This is a genomic window from Listeria sp. MAN/IMW/UF555 (assembly GCF_058684075.1).
Genome location: NZ_JBZWZS010000001.1, coordinates 1 through 17,487, shown reverse-complemented (window position 1 = coordinate 17,487; position 17,487 = coordinate 1). Strand labels below are relative to the sequence as shown.

The 17,487-nt window shown below is 39.5% G+C and carries 13 protein-coding genes, 7 tRNA genes and 1 riboswitch; of the genes, 3 read left to right on the top strand and 17 right to left on the bottom strand.

What is annotated here, in order from left to right:
• Positions 1 to 65: 65 nt before the first annotated feature.
• A complete protein-coding gene (yidD, locus tag AC4PG8_RS00100) occupies positions 66 to 332 on the top strand; it encodes a membrane protein insertion efficiency factor YidD (protein ID WP_003772163.1) in 267 nt (88 codons plus the stop codon).
• Between the two features lie 148 nt (positions 333 to 480).
• Positions 481 to 1,434 (top strand): metal ABC transporter substrate-binding protein, encoded by a 954-nt coding sequence (locus tag AC4PG8_RS00095; RefSeq protein ID WP_185538769.1) that lies wholly within the window; start codon positions 481 to 483, stop codon positions 1,432 to 1,434.
• Positions 1,435 to 1,455: 21 nt separating this feature from the next.
• On the opposite strand, the gene AC4PG8_RS00090 is transcribed toward AC4PG8_RS00095, so the two are convergent.
• From AC4PG8_RS00090 to AC4PG8_RS00070, 5 genes are read right to left on the bottom strand one after another with little or no spacing between them, the layout of a single operon-like run.
• The gene (locus AC4PG8_RS00090) at positions 1,456 to 2,865 is read right to left on the bottom strand and encodes an o-succinylbenzoate--CoA ligase (protein WP_492169902.1); all 1,410 of its coding nucleotides are present in this window, start codon (positions 2,863 to 2,865) and stop codon (positions 1,456 to 1,458) included.
• A 15-nt stretch (positions 2,866 to 2,880) separates the two neighbouring features.
• The gene (menB, locus tag AC4PG8_RS00085; RefSeq protein WP_003723264.1) at positions 2,881 to 3,699 is read right to left on the bottom strand and encodes a 1,4-dihydroxy-2-naphthoyl-CoA synthase; all 819 of its coding nucleotides are present in this window, start codon (positions 3,697 to 3,699) and stop codon (positions 2,881 to 2,883) included.
• Positions 3,696 to 4,523 carry a 2-succinyl-6-hydroxy-2,4-cyclohexadiene-1-carboxylate synthase gene (menH, locus tag AC4PG8_RS00080; protein WP_492169901.1) on the bottom strand — a complete coding sequence of 276 codons (828 nt, stop codon included), beginning with the start codon at positions 4,521 to 4,523 and terminating at the stop codon, positions 3,696 to 3,698. Before menH ends, menB begins: the two co-directional genes overlap by 4 nt.
• Before the next feature lies 1 nt (position 4,524).
• The gene (gene menD / locus AC4PG8_RS00075; RefSeq protein WP_492169900.1) at positions 4,525 to 6,267 is read right to left on the bottom strand and encodes a 2-succinyl-5-enolpyruvyl-6-hydroxy-3-cyclohexene-1-carboxylic-acid synthase; all 1,743 of its coding nucleotides are present in this window, start codon (positions 6,265 to 6,267) and stop codon (positions 4,525 to 4,527) included.
• Positions 6,264 to 7,652 (bottom strand): isochorismate synthase, encoded by a 1,389-nt coding sequence (locus tag AC4PG8_RS00070; protein ID WP_003772173.1) that lies wholly within the window; start codon positions 7,650 to 7,652, stop codon positions 6,264 to 6,266. Before AC4PG8_RS00070 ends, menD begins: the two co-directional genes overlap by 4 nt.
• Positions 7,653 to 7,826: 174 nt before the next feature.
• Between AC4PG8_RS00070 and AC4PG8_RS00065 the strand changes: the two genes are divergently transcribed.
• Positions 7,827 to 8,765 (top strand): 1,4-dihydroxy-2-naphthoate polyprenyltransferase, encoded by a 939-nt coding sequence (locus AC4PG8_RS00065; RefSeq protein WP_003767239.1) that lies wholly within the window; start codon positions 7,827 to 7,829, stop codon positions 8,763 to 8,765.
• A gap of 34 nt (positions 8,766 to 8,799) precedes the next feature.
• On the opposite strand, the gene AC4PG8_RS00060 is transcribed toward AC4PG8_RS00065, so the two are convergent.
• The 12 genes from AC4PG8_RS00060 to AC4PG8_RS00005 all read right to left on the bottom strand — a co-directional run bounded on the left by AC4PG8_RS00060 (position 8,800) and on the right by AC4PG8_RS00005 (position 17,433).
• Positions 8,800 to 10,653 (bottom strand): bifunctional homocysteine S-methyltransferase/methylenetetrahydrofolate reductase, encoded by a 1,854-nt coding sequence (locus AC4PG8_RS00060; RefSeq protein WP_492169899.1) that lies wholly within the window; start codon positions 10,651 to 10,653, stop codon positions 8,800 to 8,802.
• A complete protein-coding gene (gene metC / locus AC4PG8_RS00055; RefSeq protein WP_070752885.1) occupies positions 10,650 to 11,822 on the bottom strand; it encodes a cystathionine beta-lyase in 1,173 nt (390 codons plus the stop codon). Before metC ends, AC4PG8_RS00060 begins: the two co-directional genes overlap by 4 nt.
• Positions 11,815 to 12,939: an aminotransferase class I/II-fold pyridoxal phosphate-dependent enzyme gene (locus tag AC4PG8_RS00050; protein ID WP_492169898.1), complete on the bottom strand. Its 1,125-nt coding sequence runs from the start codon at positions 12,937 to 12,939 to the stop codon at positions 11,815 to 11,817. Before AC4PG8_RS00050 ends, metC begins: the two co-directional genes overlap by 8 nt.
• Before the next feature lie 21 nt (positions 12,940 to 12,960).
• Complete coding sequence (gene metE / locus AC4PG8_RS00045) at positions 12,961 to 15,258, bottom strand: 5-methyltetrahydropteroyltriglutamate--homocysteine S-methyltransferase (RefSeq protein WP_185547529.1); 2,298 nt, start codon at positions 15,256 to 15,258, stop codon at positions 12,961 to 12,963.
• A gap of 106 nt (positions 15,259 to 15,364) precedes the next feature.
• Positions 15,365 to 15,471, bottom strand: a riboswitch (SAM riboswitch).
• Positions 15,472 to 15,565: 94 nt separating this feature from the next.
• Positions 15,566 to 16,723, bottom strand: a complete 1,158-nt coding sequence (locus AC4PG8_RS00040) for an MFS transporter (protein WP_160463755.1) — start codon at positions 16,721 to 16,723, stop codon at positions 15,566 to 15,568.
• A 62-nt stretch (positions 16,724 to 16,785) separates the two neighbouring features.
• Positions 16,786 to 16,857: transfer RNA gene (locus AC4PG8_RS00035), tRNA-Glu, on the bottom strand.
• Between the two features lie 5 nt (positions 16,858 to 16,862).
• Positions 16,863 to 16,953: transfer RNA gene (locus AC4PG8_RS00030), tRNA-Ser, on the bottom strand.
• Between the two features lie 36 nt (positions 16,954 to 16,989).
• A tRNA-Asn gene (locus AC4PG8_RS00025) sits at positions 16,990 to 17,062 on the bottom strand.
• Positions 17,063 to 17,068: 6 nt separating this feature from the next.
• Positions 17,069 to 17,142, bottom strand: a tRNA-Ile gene (locus AC4PG8_RS00020).
• 26 nt (positions 17,143 to 17,168) lie between these two features.
• Positions 17,169 to 17,239, bottom strand: a tRNA-Gly gene (locus tag AC4PG8_RS00015).
• Between the two features lie 22 nt (positions 17,240 to 17,261).
• Positions 17,262 to 17,334: transfer RNA gene (locus AC4PG8_RS00010), tRNA-His, on the bottom strand.
• 26 nt (positions 17,335 to 17,360) lie between these two features.
• Positions 17,361 to 17,433, bottom strand: a tRNA-Phe gene (locus AC4PG8_RS00005).
• Positions 17,434 to 17,487: the final 54 nt, after the last annotated feature.

Sequence of the window (17,487 nt, the reverse complement as noted above, 5' to 3'; positions counted from 1 at the left end):
TTCCTTTTCTTTTTTCAAAAATATGGTAAGCTGTTAGTAAGATGAATTTTAGAGGATGAATATTAATGAAAAAAATGCTTATCGGAGGAATCCGACTTTATCAAAAATATATCTCTCGTTTCACTCCGGCTACGTGTCGTTTTTATCCGACTTGTTCTGCTTACGGAATTGAAGCGATAGAAACACATGGCGCCCTAAAAGGAAGTTATCTAGCAATTAGACGTATTTCCAAATGCCACCCTTTTCATAAAGGCGGACTTGATTTCGTACCACCTAAAAAAGATAAAAATGATGATTCTAGCCATACTTGTAAAGCGCATCATCACCATTAATAATAGCATGAATCGGTTTATACCGGTTCATTTTTTCTTGCTTTTTCTGAAATAATAAGGTATTATCAAATTCGGACTATAAATCGTAATTGCTACGATTAGTATATTATTTAAACAAGAACAATTTCGATTTAGAGGAGTGAATGGATTGAAAAAAAGTTATCTTCTTGCTTTAACAGCATTATTATCCGTTTTTTTAATACTTACGGGCTGTTCAGACAGTAGTAATACAAAAGCAACAAAAAGCGGTAAATTGAACGTTTATACTACCGTTTATCCTTTGCAGTATTTAACAGAACAAATTGGTGGCAAATATGTAGACGTTAAAAGCATTTACCCGCCTGGTTCTGATGCCCACAGTTTTGAACCGACACAGAAAGATATGATGAAAATTGCCGATAGCGATTTATTTTTCTATATCGGACTTGGTATGGAAGGTTTTGTCGATAAAGCAGAAAAAACATTAGCGAATGAACATGTTACTTTTGTCCCTACCGCAGAAAAACTCGACCTGCCAAAAGATCCTGATGCAGCCGAAGAACATGACCACGAAAGCGAAGAGGAACACGAGCACGGCGATATAAACCCACACGTATGGTTAAACCCTGTGTATATGGAACAAATGGCTACTATCGTAAAAGATAAGTTAATTAAAGAAATGCCCGATCAAAAAGAAACATTCGAGCAAAATTATCAAGCTGTAGAAGAAAAATTAAAAAAACTAGATCAAGATTTCCGCTCCGTTACAAGTGAAGCAAAACAAGAAGATTTTGTTACAGCTCATGCCGCTTACAGTTACTGGGAAACAGAATATAACTTGCATCAAATCCCTATAGCCGGCGTATCGACTAGCGACGAACCTTCTCAAAAAAAATTAAAAACTATCGTGGAAAAAATCGAAGCAGCAAAAATCCCTTACATTATGCTGGAACAAAACACTAATTCAAAAATAGCAGATGTCATCAAACAAGAAACAAATACAAAAACGCTGACACTTCATAATCTAGAAACACTGACACAAAAAGATATAGACCAAGGTCGCGATTATCTTTCCATCATGAACGATAATTTAAAAGCTTTAAAACAAGGACTTGATTATTAAAAAAAAAGAAAGGCGCTCTAATTAATTAGAGTGTCTTTCTTTTAATTTATTTCGCTGAATTTTGCCTGAAGCTGTTTTCGGTAGATGTTCCACAATCGTTATTTGCTTAGGGATTTTAAAACTAGCTAAGTTCGTTTGACAAATATCTTTTAATATCCCTTCATCAAATCCTTCATTTACAACGATAAAAGCAACAGGAACACTGCCCCATTTAGCATCTGACTTACCTACAACCGCAACTTCTTCCACAGCCTCATAAGCGCCAATCACATGTTCTATTTCAGTCGGATAAATATTTTCGCCACCAGAAATAATTAAATCAGAACGCCGCTCTAAAACAAATAAGAAGCCCTCCTCATCCAAATAACCAATATCGCCCGTTTTAAACCAGCCATCTATAAAAGCTTTTGCCGTTGCTTCTTCATTGTGTAAATATCCAGGTGTAATCGAAGGTCCTTTTAGTAAAATTTCGCCATCGTCAGCAATTTTTACTTCTGCAGGAAATAACGCTTTACCTGAGGAGCCAATTTTGTTTAAGGCATCTTTTGGTGGCAATGTCACAATTTGTGAAGCCGTTTCAGTCATTCCAAACGACTGTACTAATGGAATATCGCGTTGTTTACAAATTTCCAAAACAGCTTTACTTGCCGGACCCCCACCTAACAAAACAGTTCGCACATTCGGATGGTAGCTTCCGCCTTGAATTTTTAACAATCGTTCTAACATCGAAGTCACTACAGAGATGGTAGAAATTTTACCACTTTCAAGCAATTGCGTAATTTTTTCTTCATCGAAATGCTCTTCTAAATACACGGGAATTCCATAAATAATGGAACGCATCATAATTGATAAACCGCTAATATGAAAAATAGGTACAGCACAAAGCCAACTATCTTTCTCCGTTAAACCTAAATTTAAAACTGAAGAAACAGCGCTCCACCAATGATTTTCATACGTTTGCATTACACCTTTTGGTTTTCCAGTTGTCCCTGAAGTATACATAACCGAAGCCGTGCGTGATAAATCCCATGTTTTGCATAAATCGGGTTCCACGTATGTCGTTTGCTCTAACTCTTCATAGCTAATTCCAGAAGTCACTTTATCCACAAACACATCTGCTACAATCACTTGTTTTACCTCAGCATTTGCCAATTGAAAAGTAATCTCTTTTTTCGTTAAACGATTGTTAAGGAATAAAGTGATAGCTCCAAGTTGTTGCAAAGCATGAATAAGTAAAAAAGTCATTCGGTCGTTTTTTCCAAGTAAAGCAACCATCTCGTCTTTCCTAATACCACGCGCGAATAATTTACCCGCAAGTTTCTCTACGGCTTCATATATTTCTTCAAACGTTTCTTGTTTTCCTTCAAAAACGAGCGCGGTTTCTCCAGGAGAAAGCCGCACTCGTTTTTGAAGCCAGTTTGTCATGTCCATTTTTACACCTTCAAATCAAGGGAATTTTGGAAATTGGTCAAAGTCTGGATCGCGTTTTTCTTTAAAGGCATCGCGACCTTCTTTGGCTTCATCTGTTGTATAGTATAGAAGTGTTGCGTCACCAGCTAATTGCTGAATACCTGCTAAACCGTCAGTATCTGCATTGAAAGCTGCTTTGATGAAACGCAAGGCAGTTGGACTTTTTTGTAGCATTTCTTTTGCCCAAGCTACCGTTTCTTTTTCTAAATCTGCTACAGGAACAACTGTGTTAATCCAGCCCATTTCAAGCGCTTCGTCCGCTGTATATTGACGGCACATGAACCAAACTTCTTTCGCTTTCTTATGGCCAATCACACGTGCTAAATAACCAGAACCATATCCAGCATCAAAGCTACCAACATTCGGCCCAGTTTGACCGAATTTCGCATTGTCTGCTGCAATTGTTAAGTCACAAACTAATTGAAGAACATTTCCTCCACCAATGGACCAGCCTGCAACCATCGCGATAACTGGTTTTGGAATAACGCGAATTAAACGTTGTAAATCAAGTACGTTTAAGCGTGGAATTTGATCATCGCCAACGTAACCGCCGTGACCGCGCACTTTTTGGTCTCCGCCAGAACAGAATGCTTTTTCGCCTTCCCCAGTTAAAATAATAACGCCAAGATCCGAATTATCGCGTGCCAAGTTAAATGCATCAATCATTTCTGTTACCGTTTTTGGTGTAAATGCATTATGTACTTCTGGACGATTAATCGTAATTTTTGCGATTCCTTCATAACTTTCATATTTGATTTCCTCGTATACTTTTTCTGTTTGCCAATTAAAACTCATTTTTCTTCCTCCTTTAAAATACCTTCCAGCCAGTATATGAGCTGACTTGAAAAAATGTTTGGTTGTTCTAAATAAACAGCATGCCCCGCTTCTTGTACCGTGACATGTGTGCTATTTGGTAAAAGTTGTTTCATTTCTCGGGCGATTTTTTCGAATTTCTCATCTAAATTGCCCGTAATCAGTAGCACAGGAAACGTAAATTCCGCTAAATTTTCCCAATAAGAAGGTTGCTTCCCGGTGCCCATTCCGCGTAAACTCTTTGCTAAACCATGTGGATTTTGAGCTAATCGCTCTAATCTTATTCGCTTTTTTAACGCAAACGGTAAATTCTTCTGTGATGCAAAAAGGGCTAAATTTTCCCAGTAAGCTACAAAAGGTTCAATACCATCTGAATCAAGCGTGTCTGCTAACCGATTATCTGCACTAATTCGACTTGCGCGTGCTTTTTCATCTCGCAGTCCTGGTGAACTACTAACTAGAATAAGCCCGCGCACAAGCTCCTTATATTTTGCAGCAAAAGCAGTCGCTACTCGCCCGCCCATTGAGTACCCTAAAACAAAACAGCTATCGATTTTTAATTGATGTAAAATACTGGCCAAATCATCGCAAATATTTTCAATCGAATAACGCGCAACTTCCTTGGGACAAGAAGTTTTTCCATGCCCAAGTAAATCAGGCGCGATGATACTAAAATGCTCTTTTAAAAGCGATATGCTATCTTGAAAAGTCTCGCTGGAACCAGTAAAACCATGTAACATTAATAAAACTGGTTTTTCGCCGTTTATATCATTTATTAAATGATAATGTTGACCGTTTACTAGCATATTAATCTAACGCCTTTAAAGCAGTCGCAATTTTTTCCCAAAGCGCTTGGTGGTTTGCTTTATTTTCATGACGATTGGTTTTTACTTCAATAATATCTAAACCTTTGTGATAGCTTGCTTTATCAATAGCTTCTTCAAGTGAGTCCACAGATTTTGCTTCATGATAATCAGCATCATAAAATGCCGCAGCAAAGCGGAAATCAAGTTCAGTTGAAGTACCAAACAGTGACTCAAAATACTTCGGTTCATTTGCTTGAGGTAAAAATGAGAAGATCCCACCGCCGTCATTGTTGACGATAATAATAGTAAGATTCATTTTATATTTTTTCGCCATAAGTAAGCCATTCATATCATGATAAAACGATAAATCACCAATCAGTAAAAACATTGGTTGGAATACAACACTAGCACCTAGCGCCGAGGAAACAACCCCATCAATACCATTAGCGCCACGGTTTGCGAGCATTTTTATTTTCTTATCAATTTGCGAAAAATAGGTATCTACATCGCGAATTGGCATACTATTACCAATAAATAAACCAGCTTTATCTGGTAACAAACGGCGCAATTCCGAAACAATTTTGCCCTCTTCTAAAGTAGTTGTATTCGCCATTTCTTCCAGAACGATTTCGCGCGCTTTTTGATTGTAAGAAGTCCATCTATTTAACCATGAAGCGTCTTTCGTATCGTCCGGCATATTTTGTTGCATAATATCAAGTAAAAATCGCTCGTCGCAGTGGATCATATCAGTTACAGCTTTAATTGGATCCTTCCAAGCAGCACCAGGATCTACTACGTAAAATCTGATACCAAAAAGATGTTCCAACCAGTTTTTTAGTGGTTTAGAAACTGGCATACTTCCAAAGCGAATCACTACTTCTGGTGTTAATTTATCCAAAATATCCGTTTCTTTTAAAAATGCATCATATTGGTCAATTACCACTTCATCCATTGCCCCGTAAGAACGTAAGCCAGAAAGAGGATCCGCCAAAATTGGCCACCCTAGTTTTTTCGCCAAATCTACCATGGGCTGTTCCAATTCTTTTTTATCAATCGGTCCAACAACGAATACGCCTTTTTTGCCCGTGCATTCGGTGACCATTTTTTGAATGGAACTATCGTCTAAAACTTCATGCGTATAGTAAATATGTACATGATGATGTTTTTTCCCAGTAGCAGTAAATGGAGAAGGTTCTAAAATAGGCACAAGTGGTTCACGAAGCGGAAAATTAAGATGCACTGGTCCCCTAGGTGTTTTCATAGCAATATCCACCGCGCGACTACTATGCCATTTAGCATAACGAAGCATTTCATCACTGTTTTCAGGAAGCGCCATATCAGTGAAATCTTTTACGTGCGAACCGTATAAATGCAGTTGATCCATTGCTTGTGGTGCTCCAACATTTCTAAGTTCATGCGGACGGTCAGCAGTTAGGACAATTAATGGAATTTGTGATAAATTTGCTTCCACCACAGCAGGAAAATAGTTTGCCGCTGCAGTTCCGGAAGTACAGAGCAGAACAACTGGACGTTTGGATGCTTTCGCTAGCCCAAGCGCAAAAAAACCAGCTGATCGTTCATCAACATCTACATAAATCTTCAATGTTGGATGTTCTGCCATCATCAGTGCCAGCGGAGTTGAACGAGAACCCGGGCTAATAATTGCTTCTTTTACACCGGCTTGCACAAGCTCCTCAATAAATGCAGCTAAATAATCTGTCAGCACTTGTTCGTGGTTTGTCATTTCTTTATGCCTCCTAATACGCGTAACATCGGTTGGAATTTAACCTCAGTTTCTTTTAATTCTTCTTTTGGAACAGAATCACCAACAATCCCGCAACCAGCATAGATCAAACCTTGCGAATCAACAATTAAACCAGAACGAATCGCAACAGCAAACTCACCAGAGCCTTTTAAATCAACCCAGCCAATTGGTGCGCCGTAAAATCCGCGGTCCATTTCTTCCTTCATTCGAATAATCGCCAGCCCCATTTTTTGCGGTAATCCTCCAAGTGCCGGTGTCGGATGAAGAGCTTTCACCATTTCAAGCATTGTCACATCAGGCTTTTTCTTCGCTGTAATATTCATATATAAATGTTGAATATCGCGATTTTTTAGCAGAACGGGTTGGCTAGATAACGAAAGACCTGTTGTAAATGGTTTTAATGTTTCTTCCATCATTTGTACAACATAGGAATGCTCTCGTAAATTTTTTGCATCTTGCAGTAAAGCATTTCCTAGGGCTTCATCTGCGTCATCCGTAGCACCACGCTCTGTTGAACCAGCTACACAAGAGGACTGGATTGTATCCCCATTTACAGCGAGCAATCTTTCTGGAGTTGCGCCAAAAAAGACTCCTGTTCCCTTTTCTATAAGAAAGAAATAACTATTTTCTTGTGTTGCTAGCATATTTTCCAAAATAATTGCGCTATCTACTTGTCGCTGGAAACGTAACCCCATCCGTCTAGCTAAAACTACTTTTTTCACGTCTTCTGAATGATTAATCATATCGATAATTTCACTTGCAGTCTCTAGGAAATGCTCTTTTCCAATTTCCTTAAAATCTGTTAGTAATGCCATTTCAGCTTCATTAACCTCTTGATGAATGATTTTTTGCCACTGATTAAAAACAGCTTCTAATTTGCTCTCCGTATCATCTGAGTAGATGGACAAATTGACCGTTAAGTAGCTTTTTCCATCCTTATTAGTCAACATAAATAGCGGTAAGTAGAACAAACCATCTTTAAAACTTTGCCATTCTTTCTCTGTATCCCGCTCAGGATCAAAAGCAAAACCGCCAAAGTAAATTGGCCCAGTTGCATCTACTGTTGCATTTGTTACACAAGTGCGCAGTCTTTTTTCAATTTTCTCTTGCAGTCCAAGAAAAGCATCTTTTTTCTTCTCCGCCAAAAATTGTTTCGTTACACCAAAACCGGTCATCGTCAGTGTCATTTCTGGATTTTGCCAGAAAAAACGTTCACCTTTAAAAGCCGTACCAGCTTTTTTAAACAATTTGACTGGAGACACTAATTCATCTAACTCAGTTACCCAGCTAAATAGAGCCGGTTGATCTTGGCTTGCGCTACGTTTCGCTTGATTAAATAAATCAAGAGGCAATTTAGTATTCATATGCTTATCTCTCCTTTTACATTCACATCTTCTATTATACCAAAAATAGAGCTAAACTGCTTGGTTTGCGTTTTTTCTTTCATTTCGTTATTAATTATTGACGTCGTTCAATTAATTCCCTAAAATGAAGGGTAGACATCTGAAACATATGGAAGTGAAAAAGGAGAGAAAAACATGGCTAATGCCTCAAAATCTGCACTTACAAAACAAACTGGATTTCAAAAATGGTGGTCGTTACTTCGCCCTCATACGCTTGTAGCTTCTTTTGTTCCAGTATTTTTAGGAACCTCCGTCGCAATGAGCTATACCAGTTTTCATTTTACACGTTTTATCGTCATGCTAATTGCTTGTTTCTTCATTCAAACATCAGCCAATCTATTCAATGAATATTTTGATTATAAAAAAGGACAAGACGATGAACATTCGGTTGGAAATGGTGGTGCTATCGTTCGTAATGGTATGCGCCCAGGTTTTATATTGTTCCTAGCAATCTTTTTATACATTTTATCGATTCTCGGTGGCGTTTATCTATCCATTGAATTAAATTGGTACGTTGGCTTACTTGGCGCAATTTGTATGCTTGTTGGCTTTCTTTATACAGGCGGACCTTACCCAATTGCTTATACGCCGTTTGGTGAAATTATGGCAGGGTTCTTTATGGGAGGAATTATTACTTTCATTTCTTTCTACATCCAAGCGGAATTCATTAGTTCGTTTATCGTCTACGTTTCCATTCCAATAATGGTACTTGTTGGAAACTTGTTACTAGCCAATAGTATTCGTGATCTAGTTCCTGATAAGAAAAATGGTCGTTTAACTTTAGCTATTTTACTTGGTCGTAAATGGGCAACCGTTCTTTTCGCAGCTGCATTTCTTTTCAGTTATGTATTTGAAATCGCCCTTATCTTTACCCAAGATGCTCCGTGGTGGACACTATTAATTCTACTCAGTTTGCCAGAAGCCATTCGTGCGGTTCGTCGTTTCATCGGAAAAACTTCACCGATCACAATGGTTCCTGCAATGAAATCTACTTCTAAAGCTTTAACTATCTTTGGAATTACACTAGCATTCGCTTATCTTTTAAGCCTATTATCTAGAAACTTATTCATGTAAAAAAAACTGGTTGTCATAATGACAACCAGTTTTTTTATTTGGAAGCAATTTGCACTTGTTGTTTATTTTGAACATATTTTGCAAGTTCGATCGACAAATCATATCGTAAAAATGGCGTAATAATATAAATCCCTTGAAAATGCTCACAAATAGCATCAACTAATTCTCGCGCAATCGTCATGCCTTCTTCATTTGCGCGACCGTGTTCTTCCGCTTCTCTCATTCGTTCACGCACCTCATCAGTCAAGCGAATGCCCGGTACTTCATTGTGAAGAAATTCTGCATTTCGACTTGAAAGTAATGGCATAACCCCGATAAAAAGCGGCACATCAATATTTGCCTTTTGCAAAGCTTCTTTAAGTAAAACAGCTTTATTTACATCATAAATGGGCTGCGTAATAATATAATCCGCGCCGTATTCTACTTTTCGTTCAATTAATCGAACCGCCTTTTCTAAGTTAAGCACATTGGGGTTAAACGCTGCGCCAACATGAAATCGCGCTTTTTCCTTCAACGATTTTCCCGTATATGAAATACCGTCATTAAACTTTTTAATCAGCTGAACGAGCTCCACCGATCTTAAATCAAACACCGAGGATGCTCCTGGGAAATCACCTACTTTAGTCGGATCGCCCGTAATCGCAAGCACATCATGGAGACCGAGCTTATGAAATCCCATCACATGCGAATGCATCCCAACTAAATTATGGTCCCGCGTCGTCAAATGAATCAGCGGTTTAATACCATACTCATGTTTCAAAATGGAAGCCAGCGCCATATTACTAATTCTCGGAGTCGCTAGTGAATTATCCGAAATCGTAATCGCGTCAACTCCAGCCTCATCCAGCGCCTTAGCTCCTTCAAAAAATTTCGATGTATCAAAAGTCCGAGGTGGATCAAGTTCTACTAAAATCGTCAACCGTTGCTTCACCTTATCAAGTAAACGCTCACCAGACTCCTCGTCCTCGACTTCTTCAGGAACAAGCTCCAAAATCGGTCGAACTTCTTTTTCCAAAACGGGCTTAGTGCTCTCTAATCCTTTACGTAAAGCCCGAATATGATCTGGAGTCGTTCCGCAACAGCCACCAATAATTCGCGCACCTTCTTGTCGAAAAACTTCCCCGTAATGCTCAAAATAATCTGTATCTGACTGATAAATGACTTTCCCTTCTTGCACTTCTGGCAGGCTCGCATTGGGATAAACAGCTAAGTATGCCTTATCATAAAGTGGTACTGTTTCAAGAGCACGCGCCATATGATATGGTCCAAGTCGGCAATTGATACCAACCACATCTGCACCGAGCGCAATAAGTTCTTCCAGCGCATCTGGTAATTTTTTCCCGTTTTGAAGGATACCTGGTTCATGCATCGATACATTTGCCACGACAGGTAAATCAGTCGTCTCACGGAGAATTTTCAACACCGTTTTAAGTTCATCTAAATCATAATACGTCTCAAGCAAAATTGCATCCACACCATCTAACAAAAAACAGTATAGCTGCTCCCGAAAACTACGCTTAATTTCTTCCAGAGGAGCCGCCGGAAGTCTTGCATCCACAGCACCATTTATCCCGCCAATCGTGCCAAAGATATACGTCCCGGTCCCTCTCGCCGCTTCCTTTGCTAAGCGAATGGCTGCTTGGTTAATTCGCTTCACTTCATCCTCAAGACCATATCGAGCGAGTTTAATATAATTGGCTCCGTAAGTATTAGTTTGAATAATATCCGCACCAGCACCAATATAAGCCTTATGAATCGCTACAATATCTTCCGGATGAGATAAATTCAGCTCTTCAAACGAACGGTCCACTCCGTAGGAATAAAGCAAAGTGCCCATCGCACCATCTGCAATTAAAACTTTTTCACTTAAATCTTTTCTTAAATTCATTTCGCGACACTTCCTTTCTTAATGAACGAAAGTGCTTGTTTTAAATCAGCAATCAAATCATCTGCATCCTCCAGCCCCGCTGAAAAACGTAATAATCCTGGAGTAATTCCTTGCGCCAAACGCTCCTCTTCCGGAACAGCAGCATGAGACATTTTAGCAGGGTAAGATAAAATACTCTCAACCGCACCTAAACTCACGGAAAATACCGGTAACTCCAAATGATTCACGAGCTCGCGCACAGCTTCTTCGCTACCAAGATCAAAAGACAAAACAGCTCCACCACTCGTCGCTTGTTCTACTTGAATTTCATAGCCTGCATGGGATGGTAAGCCAGGATAATGCACTGCAACTACATCTGGTTCCGCATTTAAAAACAAAGCAATTTTTTCCGCAGTTTCCGTCCCAGCTTTCATCCGAACAGATAGCGTTTTAAGTCCACGAAGCAGCAACCAAGAATCTTGTACCCCAAGAACCCCACCAGTTGAATTTTGCAAAAAGTAAATAGCTTCAGCCAAATCCGGGTTATTAGTAACAATAAGCCCCGCCAAAATATCACTATGACCGCCAAGAAATTTCGTCGCACTGTGGATAACCAAATCTGCCCCAAGCTCTAACGGTTTTTGAATAAGCGGTGTTAAAAATGTATTGTCAACAAACGTATGGCAGCCATTCGCTCTCGCAAGTTTAGAAACAGTCCGAATGTCCGTCACATGTAATAGCGGATTGGATGGTGTTTCCAAGTAAACCAACTTAGTATTCGCTTGAAACGCCTTCGCAACTTCATCAATGTTTGTCGTATCAACAAAAGTATGCGTAATCCCAAACCTCGGCAACACTTGCTCAACCAAACGAAAAGTTCCACCATACACATCTTTTGAAATAATAAAATGATCCCCTTTAGATAGTGTGAAAAGTGCCGCAGAAACAGCAGCCATACCACTTGCAAAAGCAAAACCATTCGTGCCACCTTCTAATTCCGCAATCGCTTGCTCCACTTTTTCCCGAGTTGGATTGCCACTTCTTGCATAATCATAAGTATGGTAATTATCAAAATCATGTTGATGAAATGTAGACGATAAATGAATGGGCGTATTAAGTGCACCTGTTTCTTTATCGATTCCTAAACTAGCTTTAATTACAGCTGTATCTTGCCCATAATCCTTAGCCACGAGCGGTCACCCCTTTCAAAACCGTATCAAGTGCTTTAGATAAATCAGCAATTAAATCTTCACTAGCTTCAATTCCAACCGAAATTCGTAATAATTTATCTGTGAGTCCATAAGAATTTCTAAGTTCCACTGGAATATCGGCATGAGTTTGCGTTGTTGGATAAGTAATCAAACTCTCTACCCCACCTAAACTTTCCGCAAAAGTAAACAACTCAAGCTCTTTTAAAAGTGGCGATACGAGCGCTGCATCCTTAATAAAGAAACTAATCATTCCCCCGCGGCCCGGATAACGCACTTCCTCCACTAACTCATGCTCCTCCAAAAACGCAGCGATTTTCTCCGCATTTGCTTGATGCTGTCTCACTCGTAAAACAAGCGTCTTCAGACCACGAATCAAAAGCCAACTATCAAATGGCGATAACACAGTACCCGTTGCATTTAGCTGATCAAAAAAGAATTTTCCAAGCCATTCCTCTTTAACAATAACCGCGCCTGCCAGCACATCGTTATGTCCACCAAGATACTTCGTCGCACTATGAATAACAATATCTGCGCCTAAAGTTAATGGTTGCTGCAAAACAGGTGTATAAAAAGTGTTATCTACAATAACAAGTAAATCATTCGCATGTGCCCACCGAGACACACTAGCAATGTCTGTTTCTTGCATCAATGGATTAGTCGGCGTTTCGATGAAAATCGCTTTTGTTTCCGGGCGAACCAATTTTTCCAAATCATTCACGTTCGCCCCGTCCCAATAAGAAAAACCAATCTGATATTGCGCTCCAAACTGTTCAAAATATCTAAAAGTCCCACCGTACAAATCCTGCGAACTTATAATATGTTCACCCGTTTTAAATAGCTGAAAGACTAATTGAATCGCACTCATCCCAGAACTCGTCGCAAATGCATGCGTGCCATTCTCTAGTTCCGCAAGTGCTTCTTGTAAAGCATCTCGCGTTGGATTTCCAGTTCTAGTATAATCATATCCCGTTGATACCCCAAGATCGGCATGCTGGTAAGCTGTAGAGAAGTAGACTGGCATATTGACAGCACCCGTTCTTTCACACTTTCTATTTCCAATTTGCGCTGCTATCGTCTCTTGTTTCAGCTTTGCCATAATTACCTCTCCTCCATTCCTTTATTTCTCTAATACTTGATATTCTGCACGAACTTCTTTAGTCGCTTTAATCATATCTTGAAGTGCTGCAATTGTTTCAGGCTCTTTACGCGTTTTCAACCCACAATCCGGGTTAATCCAAAATTGTTTTGCATCAATTGCACGTAACGCACGGCGGATATTATCTTGAATTTCTGAAACAGTTGGAACTCGTGGACTATGAATATCATAAACACCCAGTCCAATTTCTTTATCATAAGTCACTTCTTCAAATGTCGAAATAATTTCCCCATGACTTCTTGAGGTTTCAATCGAAATCACATCGGCATCCAAAGCACTGATTGTATCAATAATGTCATCAAAATCCGAGTAACACATATGAGTATGAATTTGCGTATCATTTTGAACCGAAGCAGTTGTTAATTTAAATGAATATACCGCATCATCTAAATATTTTTGCCATCTCGCTTGTTTCAATGGTAAACCTTCACGTAAAGCTGGCTCGTCCACTTGGATAACTTTAATGCCATTACGTTCTAGTGCTTCTACCTCTTTACGAAGCGCGAGGCCAACTTGATTCGCAACAACACTTTCCGGCACATCATCACGGACAAAACTCCAATTGATGATTGTTACTGGCGCCGTTAGCATCCCCTTCACTGGGCGCTTCGTTAACGACTGGGCATAGACGCTTTCTTTCACTGTAATTTCCTCCGTAAAAGCAACATCCCCGTAGATAAGTGGTGGACGAACCGCTCTCGAACCATAAGATTGTACCCAGCCAAATTTAGTTGCTTGGAAGCCAGCTAATTTTTGTCCAAAATATTCCACCATGTCAGTACGTTCAAATTCACCGTGAACTAACACATCGATATCTAAATCCTCTTGAATTTTAATCCAGCGAGCAGTTTCTTTTTCAATAAATGCATTATATTCTGCATCGGTGATATTTCCTTTTAACCAATCTGCACGTGTTTTCCGAACTTCTGGTGACTGTGGAAAACTTCCGATAGTCGTTGTTGGAAACAGTGGTAATTTGAGCCATTCATGTTGTAATTTGATTCGTTCTGCAAATGGTAATTCTCGGTCAACCCGAACATTTTCCAAATTAGCAATCGCCGCTTGAACTTCTAAATTATTTCGATGGCTTGATTCATTAAGTGCTTTTACAGCCTCACGAGCTTCATTTAGCTCAGCAGCCACACTTTCCGCACCTTCTGTTAAAGCTTTCGTTAATATAGCAATTTCATCTAATTTTTGATCAGCAAATGATAAGCCGCCTAGAATCACTTCATCTAAATCAGGTTCGCTTAGTTTTGTTACTGGTACATGTAATAATGAATTGGATGGTTGGACAATCAATTTATCCTCCGCCACATAATGAGCGATGTCAGTAAGGAGTGCCAATTTCGCATCCAAATCACTGCGCCAAACATTTCGACCATCAATCACCCCAGCCGCTAAATATTTATTTTGCGGAAATCCGTGAGCTTTCAACGCTTTAATCGAATCGCCGTGATCATGAACAAAATCAATTCCAACCGCCGCAACTGGCAAATTAACAACCTCTTCATAATAATCCAAACTTTCAAAATAAGTTTGTAATTCTATTTTCAAGTTTGGTACAGCATCATGAAACGCTTTGTATACTTTTTCAAATAAAGCAATTTCTTTTTTATCAAAACTAGTTGCAAGATAAGGTTCGTCAATTTGAACCCAGGTAGCACCAGCAGTTTCAAGCTCTTTCAAAATTTCAATATACGCTGGAATAAATTTATCTAATAATATTTCAAAGCTTTCTGTATCGCTACCTTTTCCAAGTTTTAAATAAGTAACCGGACCAACAAGGACTGGCTTCCCTTCAATCCCAAGCTCATTTTTCGCTTCCTCGTAGTAGTAAAGCGCCCGGTTATCTAATACTTTAGGATCAGCTTCAGCAAGTTCTGGCACGATGTAGTGATAGTTAGTATTGAACCATTTAGTCATTTCAGAAGCAACCGCGTCACTCTTACCACGCGCAATATCAAAATATGTATTTAGCGAAACCTTTCCACCATCATGTTGAAAGCGTTTTGGAATAATCCCAAATGTAACGCTCGTATCTAGCACTTGATCATAAAAACTAAAGTCACCAACTGGAATCAAATCAATTCCTTTATCTTGTTGTTTCTTTAGCGCATGTAATCTTAGAGCTTTTGTTTCCGCCAATAATTCCTCTTCTGAAATCGCACCATTCCAAAACTTTTCTAGCGCACGTTTCCATTCACGTTTCTCCCCAAGTCTTGGATACCCCAAGTTTGAACTAATCGCCTTTACCATACCTATCACCTTATCCTCTCAATTTTTTGCCAATAAAAAACCTCCCTAGAGAACTAGAGAGGTTTGGAAGTTTCGATACACAAATACAGTGAAACTTTTTAAGTCTCTCTTATCTCTCGAAGCATCACACTTCGCAGGATTTAGCACCTTTTCAACGAATTGAAAGGTTGCTGGGTTTCAACGGGCCAGTCCCTCTACCACTCATAATAAGAGTAATTTATTTAGTTTTTTTAATCACTTAAATTGGATTGAAATCATCATACCACTTGCAACTAAAAACTGTCAATCATTAAATTTTTATTTTCTTTCAATGTGCTTCCTTCCGTCCTCCCAAAGCTAATAATAAACAGCCTAGCAAAAGGATTCCAGCGACCACAAAATAAAATATTTGATTTCCAAAAATCCCTATCATCATCCCCGTTGCACTCGGACCAATAATACTCCCTAAACTAAAGAACATTCCTACCAAAATATTTCCAGCCGGAAGTAGTTCAAGCGGCGTCAAATCAGTCATATAAGATAACCCTAGTGAATAAAGCGAGCCTAGCAATATCCCCAAAATAAAGAAAAATATCACAAAGAAAATAGGTATCTTAACAAACGCTGTTAATACAAAAACCACAGCCCCTGCTCCAGTCAAAAGCGGTAACATTTTACCCCGACCAAATTTATCACTAATAATCCCAATCGGCACTTGAAAAATAATCGTCCCAACTGAAAAAGAAGAAATAATCATCGCAATCATCATTGTATCAAGCCCATCTCGCAACCCTACAACCGGAAATGTCGCATTAAGTCCGGTTTCAAGAATCCCATACAAAAACGGTGGAATCATCGCAACCCAAGCCATCTTAAATACGCCCGAAAAGCGTTTTATACTTCCCCAAAAAGAAATTTTCCGAATAACAGCCTTTTCTCCCACGAAATCATTTCGAATAAACCAAACAAGGCTCCAAGCAATCAATACTAAAATACCTGACAAAAAGAAAGGCAAGTTTGCATTTACTTTTGCCAAATTCACCAATTGCGGCCCAATCGCAAATCCTACAGAGAAAAACAAACCATAAATAGCCATATTCCGACCACGCTTACTAGGATCACTCATTGCTCCAATCCATGTCTGCGATGAAAAATGCAACATATGATCCCCAATACCAATAAGCAATCGCAATATAAACCAAAAATATAAATTAAACCAAATAGGAAAAGCAAATATTGCAATCGCAACAAGCCCTCCGCCAACTAATATTATAGGCTTGTAACCATATTTATGTAAAGGTGCCTCAATAAATGGAGAAATCAGTAAAACACCTAAGTAAATTCCTGTTGCATGAAACCCATTTATTCCAGCACTTACCCCTTTTTCTTCTAAAATTATCGCAATAAGTGGCAGTAAAACACCTTGAGATAATCCAGATATAGCTACAACCATCGTTAAAATCCAAAACTTCCCTTTTGCCCCCATAACACACCTCCGAAAACTTACTAAAAAAAAACAATGTCGATGTTCGACATTGTTTTTTTAGATGACCCGTACGGGAATCGAACCCGTGTTACCGCCGTGAAAGGGCGGTGTCTTAACCGCTTGACCAACGGGCCATATCTGGCGGAGAAGGAGGGATTTGAACCCTCGCGCCGCGCGAGCGACCTACACCCTTAGCAGGGGCGCCTCTTCAGCCACTTGAGTACTTCCCCAGATATAAAAAATCTATTCTCTTTTTGAAAGAATAACTCCACAGGCAGGACTCGAACCTGCGACCGATCGGTTAACAGCCGATTGCTCTACCAACTGAGCTACTGTGGAATAAAATGGGCCTAAATGGACTCGAACCATCGACCTCACGCTTATCAGGCGTGCGCTCTAACCAGCTGAGCTATAGGCCCCTAGTAAATCTAATTTTATGGTAAAAAGCGGGTGATGGGAATCGAACCCACGACAACAGCTTGGAAGGCTGTAGTTTTACCACTAAACTACACCCGCATAATAAAATTTAAAAACAAAGGGCGGATAATGGGAATCGAACCCACGAATGCCTGAACCACAATCAGGTGCGTTAACCACTTCGCCATATCCGCCATAAGGCAAAAATGTTTAAAAAGAATGGCTTGGGACAGAATCGAACTGCCGACACCTTGAGCTTCAATCAAGTGCTCTACCAACTGAGCTACCAAGCCATAATGGCGGTCCCGACGGGATTTGAACCCGCGATCTCCTGCGTGACAGGCAGG